Source organism: Brachybacterium horti (assembly GCF_054777615.1).
Map to the genome: position 1 here is coordinate 640612 of NZ_BAAHAM010000001.1, position 18950 is coordinate 659561.

The 18950-nt window shown below is 64.2% G+C and carries 16 protein-coding genes; 8 read left to right on the forward strand and 8 right to left on the reverse strand.

Annotation, left to right across the window (positions count from 1 at the left end; translation table 11 throughout):
* Window position 1: 1 nt before the first annotated feature.
* Window positions 2–730: a serine O-acetyltransferase gene (locus tag ACYVAP_RS03030; RefSeq protein WP_498859466.1), complete on the forward strand. Its 729-nt coding sequence runs from the start codon at window positions 2–4 to the stop codon at window positions 728–730.
* A gap of 49 nt (window positions 731–779) precedes the next feature.
* Window positions 780–2030, forward strand: a complete 1251-nt coding sequence (locus tag ACYVAP_RS03035) for a glycosyltransferase (RefSeq protein ID WP_498859467.1) — start codon at window positions 780–782, stop codon at window positions 2028–2030.
* Window positions 2031–2187: 157 nt separating this feature from the next.
* Here the strand turns inward: ACYVAP_RS03035 and ACYVAP_RS03040 are convergent, their stop codons facing one another.
* Window positions 2188–2676: a DUF6270 domain-containing protein gene (locus ACYVAP_RS03040; protein ID WP_498859468.1), complete on the reverse strand. Its 489-nt coding sequence runs from the start codon at window positions 2674–2676 to the stop codon at window positions 2188–2190.
* 651 nt (window positions 2677–3327) lie between these two features.
* On the opposite strand from ACYVAP_RS03040, the gene ACYVAP_RS03045 reads away from it, so the two are divergent.
* The 5 genes from ACYVAP_RS03045 to ACYVAP_RS03065 all read left to right on the forward strand — a co-directional run bounded on the left by ACYVAP_RS03045 (window position 3328) and on the right by ACYVAP_RS03065 (window position 7924).
* Window positions 3328–3642, forward strand: coding sequence for a hypothetical protein (locus ACYVAP_RS03045; protein WP_498859469.1), 315 nt, complete (start codon window positions 3328–3330; stop codon window positions 3640–3642).
* A complete protein-coding gene (locus ACYVAP_RS03050; protein WP_498859470.1) occupies window positions 3639–5672 on the forward strand; it encodes a glycosyltransferase in 2034 nt (677 codons plus the stop codon). The genes ACYVAP_RS03045 and ACYVAP_RS03050 overlap by 4 nt, the downstream gene beginning before the upstream one ends.
* Window positions 5669–6292, forward strand: a complete 624-nt coding sequence (locus tag ACYVAP_RS03055) for a hypothetical protein (protein WP_498859471.1) — start codon at window positions 5669–5671, stop codon at window positions 6290–6292. Before ACYVAP_RS03050 ends, ACYVAP_RS03055 begins: the two co-directional genes overlap by 4 nt.
* A 204-nt stretch (window positions 6293–6496) precedes the next feature.
* Complete coding sequence (locus ACYVAP_RS03060) at window positions 6497–7273, forward strand: DUF6492 family protein (RefSeq protein ID WP_498859472.1); 777 nt, start codon at window positions 6497–6499, stop codon at window positions 7271–7273.
* Window positions 7274–7684: 411 nt separating this feature from the next.
* Entirely contained in the window at window positions 7685–7924 is a 240-nt protein-coding gene (locus tag ACYVAP_RS03065) for a hypothetical protein (RefSeq protein ID WP_498859473.1), read from the forward strand.
* Between the two features lie 1054 nt (window positions 7925–8978).
* On the opposite strand, the gene wecB is transcribed toward ACYVAP_RS03065, so the two are convergent.
* Genes wecB through ACYVAP_RS03085 form a run of 4 tightly spaced genes read right to left on the reverse strand, consistent with a single transcriptional unit; the run spans window position 8979 to window position 13894 of the window.
* Window positions 8979–10142 carry a UDP-N-acetyl glucosamine 2-epimerase gene (wecB, locus tag ACYVAP_RS03070; protein ID WP_498859474.1) on the reverse strand — a complete coding sequence of 388 codons (1164 nt, stop codon included), beginning with the start codon at window positions 10140–10142 and terminating at the stop codon, window positions 8979–8981.
* 51 nt (window positions 10143–10193) lie between these two features.
* Window positions 10194–11225, reverse strand: coding sequence for an ABC transporter ATP-binding protein (locus ACYVAP_RS03075; RefSeq protein WP_498859475.1), 1032 nt, complete (start codon window positions 11223–11225; stop codon window positions 10194–10196).
* Window positions 11206–12090, reverse strand: coding sequence for an ABC transporter permease (locus tag ACYVAP_RS03080; RefSeq protein WP_498859476.1), 885 nt, complete (start codon window positions 12088–12090; stop codon window positions 11206–11208). The genes ACYVAP_RS03075 and ACYVAP_RS03080 overlap by 20 nt, the downstream gene beginning before the upstream one ends.
* A 1-nt stretch (window position 12091) precedes the next feature.
* Window positions 12092–13894, reverse strand: a complete 1803-nt coding sequence (locus ACYVAP_RS03085; RefSeq protein ID WP_498859477.1) for a glycosyltransferase family 4 protein — start codon at window positions 13892–13894, stop codon at window positions 12092–12094.
* 249 nt (window positions 13895–14143) lie between these two features.
* Between ACYVAP_RS03085 and ACYVAP_RS03090 the strand changes: the two genes are divergently transcribed.
* Window positions 14144–15493 (forward strand): UDP-glucose dehydrogenase family protein, encoded by a 1350-nt coding sequence (locus ACYVAP_RS03090; RefSeq protein ID WP_498859478.1) that lies wholly within the window; start codon window positions 14144–14146, stop codon window positions 15491–15493.
* A gap of 66 nt (window positions 15494–15559) precedes the next feature.
* On the opposite strand, the gene ACYVAP_RS03095 is transcribed toward ACYVAP_RS03090, so the two are convergent.
* Genes ACYVAP_RS03095 through rfbA form a run of 3 tightly spaced genes read right to left on the reverse strand, consistent with a single transcriptional unit; the run spans window position 15560 to window position 18878 of the window.
* On the reverse strand, window positions 15560–16993 hold the full coding sequence (locus ACYVAP_RS03095; RefSeq protein WP_498859479.1) for a sugar nucleotide-binding protein: 1434 nt from the start codon (window positions 16991–16993) through the stop codon (window positions 15560–15562).
* Window positions 16990–17991: a dTDP-glucose 4,6-dehydratase gene (rfbB, locus tag ACYVAP_RS03100; RefSeq protein ID WP_498859480.1), complete on the reverse strand. Its 1002-nt coding sequence runs from the start codon at window positions 17989–17991 to the stop codon at window positions 16990–16992. Before rfbB ends, ACYVAP_RS03095 begins: the two co-directional genes overlap by 4 nt.
* Window positions 17991–18878: a glucose-1-phosphate thymidylyltransferase RfbA gene (rfbA, locus tag ACYVAP_RS03105; protein WP_343904142.1), complete on the reverse strand. Its 888-nt coding sequence runs from the start codon at window positions 18876–18878 to the stop codon at window positions 17991–17993. The genes rfbB and rfbA overlap by 1 nt, the downstream gene beginning before the upstream one ends.
* Window positions 18879–18950 lie beyond the last annotated feature (72 nt).

Below are 18950 nucleotides of genomic sequence, written 5' to 3' on the forward strand. Positions count from 1 at the left end.
CATGGCGGACGCCCCCCATTTTTCTGCGGTACCTCGACGCGACCCCGCGTCGATCGGTTTCATCGGGGTCTGGGACGGCACGGACGTGCTCGCTCGCCTCTTGTCGAAATCCTATCGGCTCGCTTCCGTGCTCGACATGAGCGGTGAGCACGTCGGTGGCACGATGTTCAATGCCCCGATCGTCTCCGCGCAGCGTGCACTCACTGAACTGGAGTCCCGGGCGATGACCTGGTTGTGCCATCGAGAGCACGCCGCGCCCCGCGAGCTGACGATCGAGGACTACACCCTGACGAACGGCGGCAACGAGCGCATCCGCGCCCGGCTCGCTGAGCTCGACATCGTCACGGTCTACCGTCTGGCCCGCCAGAACCACCTCGCGGGCAGCGGAGAGGTCGCGGCGTTTTTCACGCAGTGGATCCACCAGCGCTTCAACTGCTACCTCCCGCCCACCGCGGAGCTGGGCGAGGGCACGACCTTCGCCTACGGGGGTGTCGGCTGCGTCATCCACGCGAAGGCGAAGATCGGCCGTGATGTGAAGATCGGGCAGAACGTCACCATCGGCGGACGCGTCCGTGTCGCCCCGCCCACCATCGGCGACAACGTGCACATCGCTGCCGGCGCACGGTGCGTGGGCGGCAGGATCGGCAGCAACGTCGTCGCCGGCGTGCCTGCCAAAGTGATCAGCACAGATATGAGCGGATATGCTGGATATTTCCGGCATGCCCGATGAGAAGAATCTTCTCACGAGTAGCTTACGCATCGGAAGAGAGGGTTAGTAAATGCAATTCGTAGGCCGAACCAACTTCAGCCTCTACCTGCCGCAAAATCCCGCGCTCCGCGCCAGCGGCGAAGAGTTCGTTTCGGAGGACGAGTATCTGAAGTACCTCTACGATCCAGACCGCCTCCACTCAAGGATGCAGGTTCTGACAGAGCTCTCGTTGCCACAGATCGAGTTCGCCCGAAAGGGTCATGATGTTACACACGTGATCTCCTTTTCGCGATCACTGCCCGATGAATTCAAGGAAGAAATTTACGCTGCGGCCGCCAAGTATAACTTCCTTCACCTTGACGAAGTCGATGACGGGCACACACCCACGCCGATCGAGCGCCTGGCAATCACCATCACCCCCGGCATCTTCGTCCAGTACCGCCTCGACGACGACGATCTCCTACCAAAGGACTACTTCGATCGCATCGCACGTTTCGCTCACCCTAATAATGTCGGATTCCATGCGACACTGGGGCGCGGTATCTCTGCCATCAAACGCGGCAGCGAGCTCTTCTACGCGCGCGAAGTCGAGTGGCCGAAGATCGCCATTGGATTCGCCGACATTTGCGAGCTACGGGAGGACGGCGAAATTCGTCGCCCCGCCCGCTATGAGGGCCATATCGTGGCCGATCGAACGAGTCCGGTGATCTCCGACTCGTCAGGCCTCGGGTGGGTGTGGACCCGCCACATCCATCAGGACTCAATCCTTCGAGGAGCCGTCCCCACCCCCGAACTTGCGATTCGGCGTCTTCGGGCTCAATTGTCCGAGTGGCCAGCAGCAGATATCTCAGCAGTCGAGAAGGCGTTCCCTGTACTAGCCGGACGAATCCACGCCCAATCGGCCCCCGCGCACGCAACCTCTCTGCACAACGTCCCACATCTGCTCGTTGGGCGCACGCCCCTAAGAATATCGTTAGAATCTCCGCAGAGGCGCTTCGCGGTCACGGCGATCTCAAAGCTTGAAAGTCCCCGAGCCAAACCGTTAGCTCTCGGGTTCGACCTGCGCGGACTAGATGACGCACGAGACGACACCATTGCCGCACTGTCGACCCAAGGAATATACCTTTCCGCACGCAGTGACATCGGCTTCTACAAGTACCTGTCTTCGCGCGAGGGAGTGAACTCCGACGAGCTCCAATTCACTCTCCCGATGGGGCTCACGTGCACGGGCCTCCGACTTCAACAAATCTCCGCTCACGATGCCTGCAGGATTACTGTTCTGGAGCTCAGCGTCTGGACACCCTCCCCGGCCGACAGCTAAACGGGCGCGGTTGGCCCGACCTCGGGGCCCGCCTTAAACCCTAGCGGATCTGCGACTCCACGATTCTTTTGCTTTACTCAGAGATTCCTCTCAGCCGGAACTCGGCCACGACGCTCACTTTGAACTCAGCCAGCAGCCCCCGAATGCAGTTCGATATCTAGTGAAACGGAGCCATCCCCCAGCGATAATCCGCGAATGAGACCCGGCTCTTGTTAGTGACACGGAGCAGACACGTCTCACTCGGTGTGGTCTCAACGTGAGTGCATGTCTGACCAAGCCAAGCATTCGCCTTCGTGATCCCATCCGGCCTCAACCCCATCACCAATACGCCCGATGCGGTTCGTTCGAGCGGGTTCGCCTGGTGAACGACAATCCGATCGGTGAGCTCGGCTTTCTCCATGAGGTTCAGTAGCGTGCCCCGTCCAGCTCGCCATAGGCCAAGAGCCGTGCCGGTCATGGGCTGCGGGTTAAGGTATGCGCTGCGCCCGGCATCCCGTATCACAAATTCATTGGAGATCGTGCAGATGGCACCCTCGCAGAAGCCGGCGAGCGGGAAGAACTCATCGATGAGATCGACAACGACGAGGTCGAAATAACGCCGCCCCGGCCGCTGCCGTCCTAGTTTGGCGATGTTGTCCCACCGCACGCCGCTGGAACCCTGAACCGGTACGCGAGTAGTTTGGCTCGATGAGGTGCGCACCGCCTCATGAAGCTCCCCAGGACGCTTCGCGCCATGTACAGAACGCGATCCAGCCTCCCGGCCTCCGGATACTCGAAGGGGGTACGCATCACACGCCGCCCGGAGGTGGCGGTTCGCGGGCGCACTCCGGGTGTAATGGTGTCCACGGGTTCACCTGAGGAATCGAAGGCGCTGGTCGGACATGACAACTCCGACGATCCCGACGGTTCTCGACCGCGGGTGCCCCATCAAGCTCCGCTCGCTGGGCGTTGCGGGAGTCTATGACAACAGCCTTTCCCACCCCGCTGCGCGCTACTCCTGCGGGGCCTCGCGAGCCTCGGCCAGACTTGAGCCAAGGACCGTATGGAGAGGCACCCACGCGACGTAGACAGATGTTGCGAACCCCCAAACATGTGCGAAAATATCTACGCCTACCCCCGCCGCCGTATGCCCCCCCGCCCCGATCAGCGACGCTTCGGCTCGCCCCGCGACTCCCTCGAGTCCCCGAGAGACAGGCTAGAAATGCCCCGTACGTTCAGGTTCGAACTTCCCCGTCGAGGGCTTCACCTCAAAGTGCTGGCATCGGCCTCCCGGCCCGTGGAACGCCGTAAGTTTGTCGTGACCTTCGTCCTCGACGCCGAGAGCGGAACGCTTGAAATCGATCGCCTTCCAGAGGAACTCTCATGGTCAGACTCGATGAATGCGGCGTTTCGCTATGTGCCCTCCATCTCGTCACCGACCATCGTCTCCGGCGAACCCCTTGAAGTTGTCGCTTTCGACGCTCCATCAGAGGTCAGGTCTCTGTCGATCGCTATCGCGCCGTATCCCCGAGGCGCCGACAACGACCTGTCCATCTTTACAGATCTCGTCCTGGAAACCAATCTGGGCGGCCGCACAACCATCATCCCGAGCCTGGAGGCCACTTCCCGATGAGCAGCACCATCGACATCTCCGTAGTGATCGGCTTCCGCGACTGGGGCGCCGAACGGATAAATCGATCTGCACAGAGCATTATCGATTCATTCGGTAACATCCGTGGCGAGCTGATCATCTCGGACTACGGCAGTGTGGACGCAAGCTCAGCGAAGCGCGTCGCGGAAGAACTTGGATGCAAGTATGTCTATACCCCTGGCGATCCCGATTGGTCGCGGTCCCGCGCACTAAATGCGGGCTTCGCGATCGCCGAGGGCGACATCCTCGTGTCTACCGATGCCGACATGCTCTTCTCATTGCGATCGATGCAACGGATCGTAGAGACAGCTCGGGAGGCTGATCAGTGCGCCCTCTTCCTTCAGTGTCGAGATTTGCCCGAGGACATGGGTGACGAGTATTTCGCCGATCAGCAGAAGATCGACTGGACCTTCCTTGAGGAGAAGGGACGCCTCCGCCCGCGTTGGGGTATGGGTGGCATGATGGCAATCTCACGGCGCGGCTTTGAGATTCTGCGCGGGTTCGACGAACGTCTTCATACCTACGGCGGTGAGGACCTCGATTTCGCACAGCGAGCTCGTCGTGCCGGCTATCGCACCGTCTGGGTCGACCACCCGGAAGTCAGGATGTACCACATGTGGCATCCTCCGACACGCCGAGTGGTCGAGCAGTCAGAAGCCGGTCGTACGGCTGTCGCGTTCAATCGGGATGTCGTCTACAACGACAAGACCTACGCCCGGAACCCCACGAAATGGACCCACAAACCTGATGGGGCAGCCCCCCTCGTCACAGTGCAGTTCGCCACCCGCGGACGCCCCGAACTCCTTCGCGAAGCGATCATCTCGGCTCTCTTCCAGACCGTTCAGGACTTCGAGATTATTGTGGTCGACGACGGCTCGGAAGACGACGCGACAAAGCGTGTCGTCGAGGAGATCAATGATCCGCGCATCACCTATGTGTGGCAGAAGCAAGCTGGAATCTCTGCAGCACGTAACTGCGCCCTCGACTTGAGCCGTGGAGTGTTCACCGCGATCATGGACGACGATGATCTGATGCCCGCCCAGCGTCTCGAGTGGCAGATCGCATCCTTGTCCGCAGAGTACGTTGGAACTAGTGGCTCGTTCGTCAACTTCGACAACGAGTCCGGGGACCTCGAGCTTATCGTCTCCCGCATCCCAACCTTCGCCCAGGCCGCCGAGAAGGGTGGCGCTCCGGGACACGGCACCTGGATGATCCGCACCGACGTCATGAAGGCACTGCGCTACGACGAGAATATTACCAGCGGAGTGGACAACAATTTCTTCCTTCGCCTACTTCGTTCCGGTTACCGGGTCACACATTGTGGAAAGCCGGTGCTGATGCGCCGCCGCCACTCCGCCCAGGTCACGGTGAAAGACTCCGGCAACCAGGGTGACACTGCCAAGCAGACGCTTCAGTATTTCCAGCACAACCTGGCGAACTGGCACAAGGCTAAGCTCGCCGAGGAAGCCACGGCAAGTGGCTATCCGAAGACACCGAACCGGGGCGCGATGATCGACATGGTTCGCGCGTTCCTGCCCGATCACCTCGTCCAGCGCGACGCATCTGTACGGCTGGACTCGGTCGATGCCGAGATCCCGCAATTCGACAGAGTCGCCTCGCGCCATTTCATTACGCGCGACGGCAGCCCCATCGTTGCTAACCTCGATGTCCGCCACGCCTCGCTCAATGATCTAGTAATTCTTGCGCAGATCGGAGAGGGCCTCGAGGTCGTCGTGTCCGGCCCTGACACCGAAGCTCCTGAGCTCGGTAGGTCGCGGCCGGACTGGCTCGAGCTCATCCTCGAGGACTACATGCGAGATTCCGAGCCTGGGGCTGCCATCGCGCTGTTCCGTGACTCCCGGGACCTCGAAAGAGTCGATGGAGTCATGTATGACATCGAGGACGCCTCCCACCATCATTCTATTTACGTCAAGCCTTTCGATCGAGAGACAGCCGCCATCACGACGCCGTGGCTCGTCGTCGGTTGTACGGCGAAGGAGTACTGGGCATGAAACTGACCTGGAATTCGTCGACCACTGGCCAGGTGGGTTTCCACGTAGCCGAGCTCGGTGAATATGATGCTGAGCCGCCAGTTCGTGCTCTCCTACTGGATCACGCACCGACGTCGATAAACCTAGAGCGTGAAGCCATCGCGGCGTACCTCGCCTTCGGCCGATGGACGAGTGGCGACCTGACTCTCCCCCACAAGCTCGGGCCCAACACCGCGCACGCAATCGAGTCGGACATGAGGCACGTGGCGGTCCGCCCGAATCCGATCGAGTACTATCCGAAGCCACTCGAGCTCGGCATCCGCACAGTCCGTGTGAGTTTCACCGATGCAATACTGACCACCTCACGGCCCGCTATCACGGTACTTGACTCCTCAGAATGGAACGGGAGCGTCCGAGGACTAAGGTCTATCGCAGTCGGCGCCAACGCCGTCGCGCTGGACCGGGCTGCCAGCACCGACTTCGAGCAGATCCGCGGACGACTCGCAGTAGCCGTGCTCTTCGCCGGGGATCTGTCAGCAGATGTTCTTGACGTTGTCGGCGCACAGAACCTCCCCGATGCGGAGCGCAATCGTCTAGAGGCGCTTCTTCTTGCCGCTAGACTAGGCATCCAGTTCAGCTGACTTCTACAGAGCCAGCAGTCCTACGCTTTCGGAAGGGAAAGTGATCCCTTGCATGAATTTAACCCGGATGCCCCACTGAACGAGGTATCACGCATCCCGTTCTCCAGCATCTGCTACAAAAAGGATTTTAGACTTCAGTGTCTACAACTTCTTTCACTCGATCGCCTTTTTCCGCTTAGTCAGATTGCATGGCTGAACATAGTTGTGAACGACCCAGATGGCCAGGCCGTCCGTCGCGGATTAGAGGACTTCATTTCCTCGCGGATATCTGCACCACTTGCACAGGCGATCACTATCCTTGACTTTTCGGACCTCTTTCCCGGTCAAGATCGCGTTGGATATTATGATCAGCAAGCCGTCAAGCTCGCCCTCGGCCCCTACTTAGAAGAACACTGTGGTTTTGATTTCCACTTAATGCTTGACGCAAAGAACCATTTCGTTTCACCGTCTTCTCTGATGGATTTTTTTTGCGACGGAAAGCCGGTCGCCCCCCTGCAGGGGATCTCGGACTATTGGCGAAGGTACGTCAATGCATCCTTTGAGGCATTGGACGCAACCGACCTTATTCCCGATCAAATTATTCCCTCTATCACGCCGTACATCCTGTACGCCGATATCTCGAGATCTGTAATTTCGCATCTGGAGCAGAGGTACGAGCGGCCCCTTCTGAAGTCGCTAATCTCGTCCAGTGGTACGGAGTTTTTACTCTATTTCGCAGAGCTTGTGAAGTCCGGTTGTCTCGAAAGATATCACGTGCCCCGGAGTCCTGCGGGAACATTCTTCACTTCGTGGCCCAGTGCGGGGAGCGATATTGATCGACTATTTTCCAGATTTGAAGCTGGTGAGCTCAAGCTTTTGGGGCTCCACAAGAACAGGATCCCGCAGCTTTCGGTCTCTGACCGCGCTCGACTCATAGCTCTCTGGGAACGCGACCTCCTTCAGGGCGACGACCCATCCTGGTTTCTATGGCAAGACGCTTAATTCGTGCATTTGCAGGCCTCGGGTTGGTCTGGCAATTCTGCGCAGTCAAGAAGCCCATGCCGACCTAAAGTAAGGTCGCGGCAACCACAAGCACTCCCAGATCCTGCGACATTCCGACTCTTCTGGGTAGGGCGTGGTATAGGGCGTCGCGGACTTTCGTGATGAGGCGCGTTCGGAGGCGGTAATGCTCGAGGTTGCTGAGCCCGCGGCAGATCCAGTGGCTGAATTTCGTTGATCCCGTTGACGGCCTCGGTGCCGATGTTGCTCGCGCTGTCGATGTCGAAGTAGGCCAGGAACGCAGCCTTCCATCGTCTCGGAGTCTTCCGAGCGGGCGATCTTGGGGATCGGGCAGGTCGACAGTAAGGCGATGAGTTTGTTGGCAGGCTGGCGTCCTCGTGAGGGTGCGGGCTCGTGGAACACGTCCCGAAGGTCCTGAGCACAGCGATAGGCGACTTCGACCGCAACATGGTCGGGATTGGCTGCCAACGCGGCCTTCTGTCGAGCCTGCTGGCAAGACGTGAGGCGTTTGCGCCCGGCACGGAGAACATGGCGCATGCCGTAGAGGGGATTTTCCTAGCGCACTCGAACGCGGACGGTCACCTGTCGGATCCGGAGGCGGTCGTGATCGACGGCCGCCGCCGGCGAGCTTGACGATGAGGATTGCGCCCATCACGCAGACAGCGTCCTCGAGATGGTCGTCAATTGCACTCTCGTATCCCTGGAACGGGTCCACCGTCGCGATCTCGACTCGCTTGCGGAATTCCTCGCCGCACTCCTCGAGTCCTTTTTTGGTATGCCTAGCCAGCTCGGCCGGGGAAGAGGTCAAACAGCCGGGCGGTGGGATGGTCTCCTCGGGTCAGATCGACCATCCCGGTGAGCTACTTCGATCCGCACCGGCGCGAAGCACGGTGGTGCCAGACGTGTTCGCCTACGCCTAGGACCTGTACCTCGTCTGGGTCGTGCTCAGCCGGTGCGCCACGCCCTGGACCGTCGATTCCTCGCAGCGGAGCTGGCCGATCACCCAGCGGATCGCGCGCTTGCTCAGCAGACCCCGCCGAGTACAGACCTTCGGGTTCTGCTCAAAGAAGGTCCTCGCCGCGCATTCGCCCTCCAGGCAAATCCAGCGGCGCCTGCGGCACGTAGTCCGCACCGTTCGGCCCGCTTACGGAGCGCCGATCAACTTGTCCGCCACACTGTCGTGATCATTGGCGATGACACCGAAGCCGTGGTATCCGGCCACTGGATCGGTGGACTCCGCCGCGAGCAGCAGCCCGGCCCGGGCCTTTAAGACAGCCTCCAGATGAAGGCCAGGGGAATCCAGGAGTACATCGCAACGGTCACAGCGATACGGCACATAAGAACAGGCTCGCGTAGAGCCGGCCGTCGTCGAGCTCGTTGAGATCTGCGGGGTAGAATTCCGCTCATCATCGATGACCTCGACGTCTATACTCAACTGCCCCACATCGCCGTCGCGCCCACGCTGACCTCTGAATATCCGCCTAACCCGGTTAAAGCACGCCGACGCAGGAAGGGTCGAAATAGGAAAAGAAAACGGGCATTACTGCAAGGCGCAGAAGGCATGTCATCCGCACCCGGGCCCGTAGGGGTGCCTCCGTCATATTCTCTTCACAGCATGCGCCCCCGAAGAGGCATAGGGAGTCTCGCGCTCCACGAGTCGTTTATTCGAGGCAACGCTTATGGATAGTCAGTTTCCAAAGTCCAATGGCCTGCCGCCTTCGCCGAACTTCCACTGAATCGCAGCAACCGTACGCTCAGCCGCCTTTCCGTCGCCGTAAGGATTCACAGCGTTCGCCATGCCCCTGTACGCCTCTTCGGAGTCGAGCAGCAACGAGATCTCATCGACAATGCGCTGGCGGTGCGTGCCGATGAGTTTCACGGTGCCGGCGACGACTGCCTCGGGCCGCTCGGTGTTCTCTCTCATGACGAGCACCGGCTTACCTAGGGACGGCGCTTCTTCCTGGACGCCGCCGGAGTCGGTGAGGACCACGTCTGTTAGGCTTAGCGCCTTGGTGAACTGTGCATAGGCGAGGGGCTCGATGAGCAGCACATTCTCCAGGCCCTCGATGGACGGGAGTATCGACTCGCGCACTTTCGGGTTGCGGTGGATCGGGAACACAACGGTGAGATCCGCGTACTTATTCGCGATGTCCGCGACACCCTGCCCGATCTCCACCATTGCGTCGCCGAGGTTCTCGCGGCGGTGCGCCGTCACGAGCAGCACACGACCGGCCGTGCCAGCCATCTTCGCCTCGTAGAGAGCCTGCAGACGCTCGTCGTCGAACGTCACATCGAGGTTTTCGGTGGCGTAGAGCAGCGTGTCAATCACGCTGTTGCCAGTGATGACGATGTCATTTTCTGAGATCGCCTCGCGTACCAGATTGTCCTTGCTGGTATCTGTCGGCGCGAGGTGCAGGCCGGTGATCTGGGAGGTGAGCTTCCGATTGGCCTCCTCCGGGAACGGCGAGTTGATGTCGCCGGAGCGCAGTCCAGCCTCGAGGTGGATCACCGGGATCTGACTGTTGAAGGCGGCTATGGCGGCGCCCATCACCGTGGAGGTGTCGCCCTGGACGATGACGGCATCGGGCTTCTCGATCTGCAGGATCGAGTCGATGCCGGTGATGACCTTGGCGGCGATCTGGTTCAGGGACTGACCTGCGCTCATAATGTTCAGGTCGTGGTCCGGGACGATCTCGAACATCGTGTTCACCTGGTCGAGCATCTCTCGATGCTGACCGGTCACGACGATGATGTTCTCAAGATCTTTAGAAGCCTCAATGGCCTTGATGATCGGGGCGACCTTGATCGCCTCAGGGCGCGTGCCATAGATGGTCATGATGCGCAGTGCCATGGGGGTCCTCGTCAGTGTTCGGGGATCGGGGTTTCGGGGTTGCTCGTGCACCTAGTCCTTGGGTAGGACGGTGCCGGGAAATCGCTGAGGGGTCATCCGGCGATCGAAGATCGACCCGAAGGGGTCCGGCTCGAGCTCCGGAGTGCCGTCGGTACGCACAGGGTCGTCGTCTTCCGGAAGGGTGAGGACTGCGGAGGCCCGTTGCGTCTCTCCGGCCAGAACTGCCTCGCGCAGTATGCCCATCGCCTCGGCTTCACGATCGCGAGCCATCCGATAGGTGAAAGAGCGATACATCGCGGACACCTCCTTCGTGCTCCCGTCCAGCACCACGCGCCCCTTCTCCATCCAGATGACGCGGGAACACACGTTCTCGATGGTCCTCGGCGCGTGGTTGACCATGAAGACGGTGCCGGCGTTCTCGAGGAGGTCGTCCATCTTGGCCTTGGACCGCTTCGAGAAGGTCGCGTCGCCCGTGGCGAGCGCCTCGTCGATCATGAGGATCTTCGGCTCCGCCATCACCGAGATCGCGAACTTCAGCCTCGCCGACATCCCCGAGGAGTACGTGCGCATGGGGAGGTCCACCGCTTCGCCCAGTGCCGAGAGTTCTGCAGCAGCGGGAAGAAGCTCATCGGCCTGCCCCGGCGTCATGCCCAAGGCCAGGAAGCCGAGCTTGATGTTCTCTGCACCTGTGAGGTCGCTCATCAGCGCCGCGCTGACGCCGAGCAGCTGAGGGCGTGCGCTCGTATAGATCGATCCCGACGTGGGCGGTTCGACGCCTGCGAGCATGCGGAGCAGGGTCGACTTCCCTGAGCCGTTCCTTCCGATGATGCCGATGAACTCCCCTTCGCGCACAGTGAGGTCCACTCCGCGAACCGCCGAGACCGAGACCATCGACTTACGAGGGGCGAGCCGCCCGCGCAGTCCATTGCGAGGGGCGCGCTCGGTCCGCGGAGCCTTGTAGCGCATCCGCACCCGGTGCGCGACCACGGTGAGCGGAGACTCCTCAGGAGCTACCCATGGCGCGTCGCCCTGGCGGTCGTCCTCCTCGTTCGGGGACGCCACATCAGCCGAGTTCACGGCCATAGCTCTCCTCCGCTCGCCAGAAGAAGACAAACCCTCCGAGCAGAAGGGCGACGGTCCAGATGAGAACGATCACCCACGACTCCGCATCCGGCACCTTCCCGTCGATGAGGGCGGTGCGTGTCATGTCGATGATCCGGTACAGAGGATTCAGGGTGATGACGGACTGCGCCGTCGGGTCCTTGACGAACTGCGCGATGGGGAACATGACGCCGGAGCCGTACATGAGAAAACGACTCACGACACTCAAAAGATTCGCCATGTCCGGGACGTGGAATCCGATCCTGGCTGTGAAAAACATGATCCCGAGATTCAGGACGGTCTGCAGGGCGAAAATTGGAACCAGCAGCAACCAGGTGATCTGAGGGACGGCGTGCGGAGGAATCGCGATGATCGCAAAGCACATCACGAGCATGGTGAAAACAGCAGTCATCGCCGCCTGGATCACCGCAGCGATCGGGATCGAGGCACGCGGGAAGGTGAAGGCGCGGATCATCGACTTGTTATTCCTGAGGACGCCTGCCCCGGAGGATATCGAAGTGGCAGTCGACCGGTACATCAGGACGCCGATGAGTAGGAAGGCGGGGAAATTCTCGACGCCTCGCCGCGCGTTCAAGATCAGCCCAAAGATGATGAAGTAGAAGCTGGCGTCCACGAGCGGGCGCAGGATCAGCCAGATATTCCCGAGACGCATCCTCGAATTCTGCGTCGACGCACGATGATGCGCGTCATACCAGATGAAGTGACGGCGCTGCCACAGCTGCCGGATGTAGTCCCCGAGCGGGGGGCGCACTCCGATCCGCGCGAGCCCACTCGGATCGAGGCCCTTGGCCTCGAGCGCGCGCTTCACGTCGGAGGTGCTCTTCACCTCACTCGCCACTGATCGTCTCCTCGGCATCCCTGAACGCGACCGAGCGGTACGCGCGGTCGTATCGTCTCATCATCGCTGGCCATGTCCGTTCTGCCGCTTCTGCGCGGCCTCGTCGCGAGAGCTCCTTCCGACGATCCGCGTCGGTGATCAGTGCCGTGATCGAGGACGCCAGCGAGGCTGGGGAGCCAGCCATCGCGAGCTCCCCGATCGGATCGCTCCGCTGATCCTGGACGGTCTCCCGCAATGCAGGCAGATCGCTCACCACGACGGGGCGGCCGAGCGCGAGCGCCTCGGCCGGCTTCTGCGGGGTGACGGTGCGCGTGACCTCGAGGTCCTTGCGGGGCACGACCACCACGTCGAGCGCCTGCACCCAGGTGCGGGCCTCGCCGGCGGGAACCCGGCCCGGCATGTGGAGCCTGCCCTCGATGCCCAGCTCCGTCGCGAGCGCTCGCAGGCCGGGCGCGGAGACCCCGTCCCCCACGAGCACCAACCGGAGCCGGTCGCGCACCGCAGCAGGCACCGTGTCGTCCTCGAGGATCAGGGCGACGGAGCGGATCAGCACGTCGAAGCCCTCGTAGTCGACGAGCGCGCTGACCGCGCCGACGCAGAGCGCATCGTCGGGGATCGCTCCTCCGAGCTCCGCGCGGGCCATCGCCGGCGTGAGGTCCTCCTGGAGCAGGGTCTCGTCACCCCCGTTGGGGACCAGCGTGATCTTCCCCGCGGGAACACCCCGTTCCACGAGCACGTCCGCCATCGTCCGGCTGAGGGTCACCACGGTGCCGGCCTCCCGGGCGAGCGACGCCTCCGCCTCGGCGATGCGGCGCACCTTCTCCGAGCGGGCGGCGACGGCGCGGGTCTCCTCGCTGCGGTGGGAGGCGATCCAGGTCTGCTCCATGAGGCCGCGCACCTCGAAGATCCAGGGGATCCCGGTGGCGGCGCTGACGGCCTGGGCGACCAGGGCATTGCGGTAGTCGGTGGTCGCGTGGAGCACGTGGGGGCGGAACTCGGCGACGAGGCGAAGGGCCCCGGCGACCTCCTGGTCGAGCCGTTCCTCCGGGGTGGCGCCGAGCGTCGCCGGCAGCGTGCGGCGGTACCGGATGCCGTCGATGACGTCCTCGTCCTCGCACAGCGGCCTGCCGACCATCACGGGGTAGCCGGTGCGGGTCAGCGCAAGGGACTCGATCCCTTGGGCGGCGAGGGCGGTGAGGATGTTGTGGGTGCGCAGCGCGTAGCCGGACTGCGTGTGCGGGAGGGAGTTCGTGATCAGGTGCAGCACCCGAATGGGTTCGCCCTGCGGCGTGAGGTCCTGGTCGCCCGGGCAGGGGGCGTGGAGGCGGTGGCCGTCCTCGAGGAGCTCGAGCTCGCTGCGCAGGCGCCGCGCCTGGGGCGTGCCGCCGCGTCCGGCCGCATCGAGGGATTCCACGGCTCCGCTGAGGTCCCCCGCGGCCCACAGCGCGCGGGCGCGGGTGCTCGCGGGGGCGCTCGCGGGCAGCAGGTCGCTGCGGTCCAGGAGCACGGCGACCTCGCCGGCGGTGCGGGACCCCTCGGCGCGCGCGGCGGTGAGGTGCTGCAGGGCGGCGGTCTCGTCCCCGGCCATGAAGGCGCCGAGGGCGGCCACGCCGTCACCGCGCGGCACCCGAGCCGCGGTGCTCCGGAGACCCTGGCCGATCCGGCGCCGTGCTCCCATCGGGAGCCGGCGGCTCACCTGGATCGCGAGGAGTGCGGGGTCGTCGAGCAGATGCTGCACTGCCGATTCGAGAAGGAGGCGAGTGTTGCGCGCGATCCGGGATGCGGTGGGCACGGTCCTCCTCGAATGCGCTGAGGGAATTTCTGGATGTCAATGATCTTAGCTTCGACCCCACCAGTTCCGTATAGCCGCGGTGCGCAGGGCGGAGGCGCTGTGGGTATACCCACGACTCTCATCTGCGGTTCATGAGCCCGTTCCCGCCCCGACATCTCCCCCGCCGCCGATCACTTACGATCAGGACGTCTGTCCGGAACTCAGCTCGGAGCCGAGCCCTCGGCCGCCCCAGAAAGGCCCACCCACGCCATGACCGTCGCCCAGCCAACTCCTGCACTCACCTTGTCGGTCATCGGCGTCGGCTACCTCGGCGCCGTGCACGCCGCCGCGATGGCGGAGCTGGGGCATCGAGTCATCGGGCTCGACGTGGACGCGGATCGCGTCGCCGCCCTCGCTGAGGGGCGCTCGCCGTTCCACGAGCCAGGGTTCGACGAGCTGCTGCTCCGCAACGTCCAGAGCGGGCGGCTGACCTTCACCACGGACTACGCAGAGCTGGCCGACGTCGACGTCCACTTCCTCGCGCTCGGCACGCCACAGCGCCCCGACGGGCTGGGGGCGGATCTGTCGTACATCCACTCCGCTCTCGACGCGCTGACGCCCCTTCTCACGGCCCGGAACGGCAAGCCCACTCTCATCGCCGGCAAATCCACCGTGCCCGTCGGCACCGCGCGCGAACTCTATGCACGTGTCTCCTCGATCGACGGCATCTCCCTCGCCTGGAACCCGGAGTTCCTCAGGGAGGGCTTCGCCGTGGAGGACACGCTCCGCCCGGACCGCCTCGTCTACGGCGTCGCCGACCAGGACTCCGCACAGCAGGAGGTCGACCTCCTCGACGCCGTCTATGCCGAGCTGCTCGATCTCGACATCCCTCGCATGGTCTACAACCTCGAGTCCGCGGAGCTCGTGAAGGTCTCCGCGAACTCCTTCCTCGCCACCAAGATCTCCTTCATCAATGCGATCTCCGAGCTCTGCGACGTCACGGGGGCGGACGTCGCTGACGTCGCCGAGGCGATCGGCATGGACGACCGCATCGGACCGAAGTTCCTCCGCGCCGGCATCGGCTTCGGTGGTGGCTGCCTCCCCAAGGACATCCGTGGTCTGCTCTCCCGGGCCGGCGAACTCGGCTCCGTGGACAGCTTCGCGTTCCTCCGGGACATCGATGCGATCAACACCGGCCGGCGCGAGTACGTGGTGCGGCTCGCAAAGCGACTCCTCGACGGCACGCTCGACGGCAAGCGGGTCGCCGTCCTCGGCGCAGCCTTCAAGCCGGACACGGACGACGTGCGCGATTCCCCCGCACTCGACATCGCGCTGAAGCTCTACTCCGAAGGTGCAAAGGTCTCGATCACCGACCCCGCCGCCAACGAGAACGTCCGCCGGCGCTACCCGTCGTTCCACGTCGAGGACTCGGTCGAGGACACCCTGCGCGATGCAGAGCTGGTGCTGCTGCTCACGGAGTGGAAGGAGTACCGAGAGCTGGATCCGGCATCGGTACTGGATCTCGTGGCCACGGCGCAGATCATCGACGGGCGCAATGCCCTCGATCTCGCCGCGTGGCGAGCAGCGGGATGGCAGGTCGAGGCACTCGGACGTCCCTGACCGATGACACTGAGGAGGGCCCGGCCGGAACAGATCCGGCCGGGCCCTCCTCATGGACCGCGCCCCTCAGCCCCGCAGGTGCTCCTCGAGCGCTGCCTGCTGGTCGCGCACCGCGAACCCGGTCGCCTCGATCTTCGCGAGGTCGAGCACGGAGCCGCGGGGGCGGGGCGCGATCGTGCCGTCGCCCTCGGCCTTCCCCTGGCCGGCGTAGTAGTCCGCGGTCGCGACGGGGGTGACGCGGGCGGGGTCGTGGCCGGTGAGCGCGAACACGGCCTTCGCGACGCCCGCCCAGCTCAGCGGCTCACCGCTCGAGGAGAGGTGGTAGACGCCGGCCTCGGGCCGCACCTCGATGAGGTGCTCGATGGCGGCGGCGAGGTCGCTCGTGAAGGTGAGGCGGCCGATCTGGTCGTCCACCACGGAGGGGTCCACCCCGCGCTCGGCGAGGCGCGCCATGGTGGCCACGAAGTTGCCGCCCTCCCCCACGACCCAGCTGGTGCGGAGGATGTAGTGGCCGGGCAGGGTCGCGACGAGGCGGTCGCCGGCGGCCTTGGTCTGCCCGTAGACGCCGAGCGGGCTGAGCTGCTCGTCCTCGGTGTGCACGGCGGTCGCGCCGTCGTACACATAGTCGCTCGAGACGTGCACGAGGGTCGCGCGCTGCGCGCGGGCGGCCTCGACGAGGCGGGCCACGCCGTCGACGTTCACGGCCCACGCCTGCGCGCGCCCCTCGGGGGTCTCCGCGGTGTCCACGGCGGTGTACGCGGCGGCGTTGACGATGGTCCCGTAGGGCGTGAAGTCGAAGGCCTCGACGCTCGCGGCGTCGGCGAGGTCGAGCCGGTCGCGGGCCACGAGGTCGACGTCGGCCCGCTCCGCCCAGCGGGCGCCGAGCGCACGCCCCAGCTGGCCGTTCGCGCCCACCACGAGGGTGCGGCGCGGCGGCACAGGGGTGACGTCCGCGACGCGCGGATGCGCCAGGTCCTTCGCGGAGAGCTCCGCCTTCTCGAGCGGGATGGGCCACGGGATCGCGACGGTCTCGTCGGCCAGGTTCAGGAAGGTGTACTGCGCCTGCGCCCCCTCGGACCAGTGGTCGTTGACGAGGTACGTGTACGCGGCGGGCGCGCTGATCGTCTGGAAGGCGTTGCCCACGCCGCGCGGCACGAAGATCGCCACGTCCGGCGTGATCTCGTGCCAGTAGGCGGTGCCGAAGCTGGGGCCCTCGCGCAGGTCCACCCAGGCGCCGAACACGGCGCCGGTCGCGACGGAGATGTACTTGTCCCACGGCTCGGCGTGGATGCCGCGGGTGACGCCCTCCGCCTGGTTGAAGGAGATGTTGTTCTGCACGGGCCCGAAGTCCGGCAGCCCCGCGGCGAGCATCTTCTCGCGCTGCCAGTTCTCCTTGAACCAGCCGCGGTTGTCACCGTGCACGGGCAGGTCGATGACGAGCAGCCCCGGGATCGGGGTCTCGTGGACGGCGAGCTGCTTCGCCTCGGGCGCGGCGCTCACTGACCCACCTTCGCGTACTTCGCCTCGGTGGAGGCCTTCTGCGGGCGCCACCAGGCCTCGTTCTCGCGGTACCAGTCGATGGTCGCGGCGAGGCCCGCCTCGAAGTCCTGGAAGGAGGGCTTCCAGCCCAGCTCCTCGCGCAGCTTCGTCGAGTCGATCGCGTAGCGCATGTCGTGGCCGGGACGGTCGTTGACGTGGTCGTAGTCGCCCGCGTCATGACCCATGAGCCGCAGGATCGTCTCGACGACGTCCTTGTTCGACTCCTCGCCGTCCGCGCCGATCAGGTAGGTCTCGCCGATCTGGCCGGAGTCGAGGATCGTGAGCACGGCGGAGGAGTGGTCGTCCGCGTGGATCCAGTCGCGCACGTTCAGGCCCGCGCCGTACAGCCGGGGCCGCACCCCGTCGATGAGGTTCGTGATCTGCCGCGGGATGAACTTCTCCACGTGCTGGCGGGGCCCGTAGTTGTTCGAGCAGTTCGAGATCGTCGCCTGCACACCGAAGGACCGCGCCCACGCCCGCACCAGCAGGTCCGAGCCCGCCTTGGTGGAGGAGTAGGGGCTGGAGGGGTTGTACGGGGTGTGCTCGGTGAAGCGCGCCGGGTCGTCCAGCTCGAGGTCGCCGTACACCTCGTCGGTCGAGATGTGGTGGTAGCGGGTCCCGTGCTTGCGGACCGCCTCGAGCAGGGTGAACGTGCCGAAGAGGTTGGTCTGCAGGAAGGGGCTCGGGTCCTCGAGGGAGTTGTCGTTGTGGGACTCCGCGGCGTAGTGCACGACGGCGTCCGCCTGCTCCACGAGCGGATCCACCGTCGCGGCGTCCGCGATGTCGCCCACGACGAGCTTGACGCGGTCCTCGGGCAGGCCGGCGAGGCTCGCCTCGTTGCCCGCGTAGGTCATCTTGTCCAGCACGGTGACGGTGTCATCCGTGTGCTCGACGACGTGGTGGACGAAGTTGCTGCCGATGAAGCCGGCGCCGCCGGTGACGAGAAGGTGACGGGACATCAGTGGGTTCCTCCGGGGGTGGTCTCACGGTCGAGGACGTCGAGCAGGTAGCGGCCGTAGCCGGACTTCACGAGGGGCTCCGCGCGCTCGCGCAGCTCGTCGTCGGAGAGGTAGCCCATGCGCCAGGCGATCTCCTCGGGCGCGCCCACGGACAGGCCCTGGCGCTTCTGGACGGTGCGGATGAACTCGCTCGCCGCGGCGAGGTCGTCGAAGGTGCCCGTGTCCAGCCACGCGGTGCCGCGGGTGAGCACCTCGACCTGGAGCGTGCCGTCCTCGAGGTAGGTGCGGTTCAGGTCGGTGATCTCGAGCTCGCCGCGGGGCGAGGGCGTCAGGGCCTTCGCGCGCTCGGGGACGGTCTCGTCGTAGAAGTACAGGCCGGGGATCGCGAGGTTCGAGCGCGGCTTCTCCGGCTTCTCCTCGAGGGACACGGCGCGACCGTCCTCCCCCATCTCGACGACGCCGTAGGCGCGCGGGTCGCTGACCCAGTAGCCGAACACGGCCGCGCCCTCGACGTCGGTGTAGCGCCGCAGCTGCGAGCCCATGCCCTGCCCGTAGAACAGGTTGTCGCCGAGCACGAGCGCCGCCTTCTCGCCGTCCAGGAACTCCTCACCCAGCACGAAGGCCTGGGCGAGACCGTCCGGCGAGGGCTGGACCTTGTACTGCAGGCTCACCCCGAACCGCGACCCGTCGCCCAGCACGCGCTGGAAGGCGGACTGGTCCTCCGGGGTCGTGATGACGAGGATGTCCTTGATCCCCGCGAGCATCAGCGTGCTCAGCGGGTAGTAGATCATCGGCTTGTCGTAGACCGGCATCAGCTGCTTGGAGACGCCGATGGTCAACGGATGCAGTCGCGAGCCCGTGCCGCCCGCCAGGATGATTCCGCGCATGCTGGTCATTATGGCAGTGCGTGGGGGAGAACCCCCGCCCGGACTCTGCAGGGCGCCCCGTCGCCCGCCCCT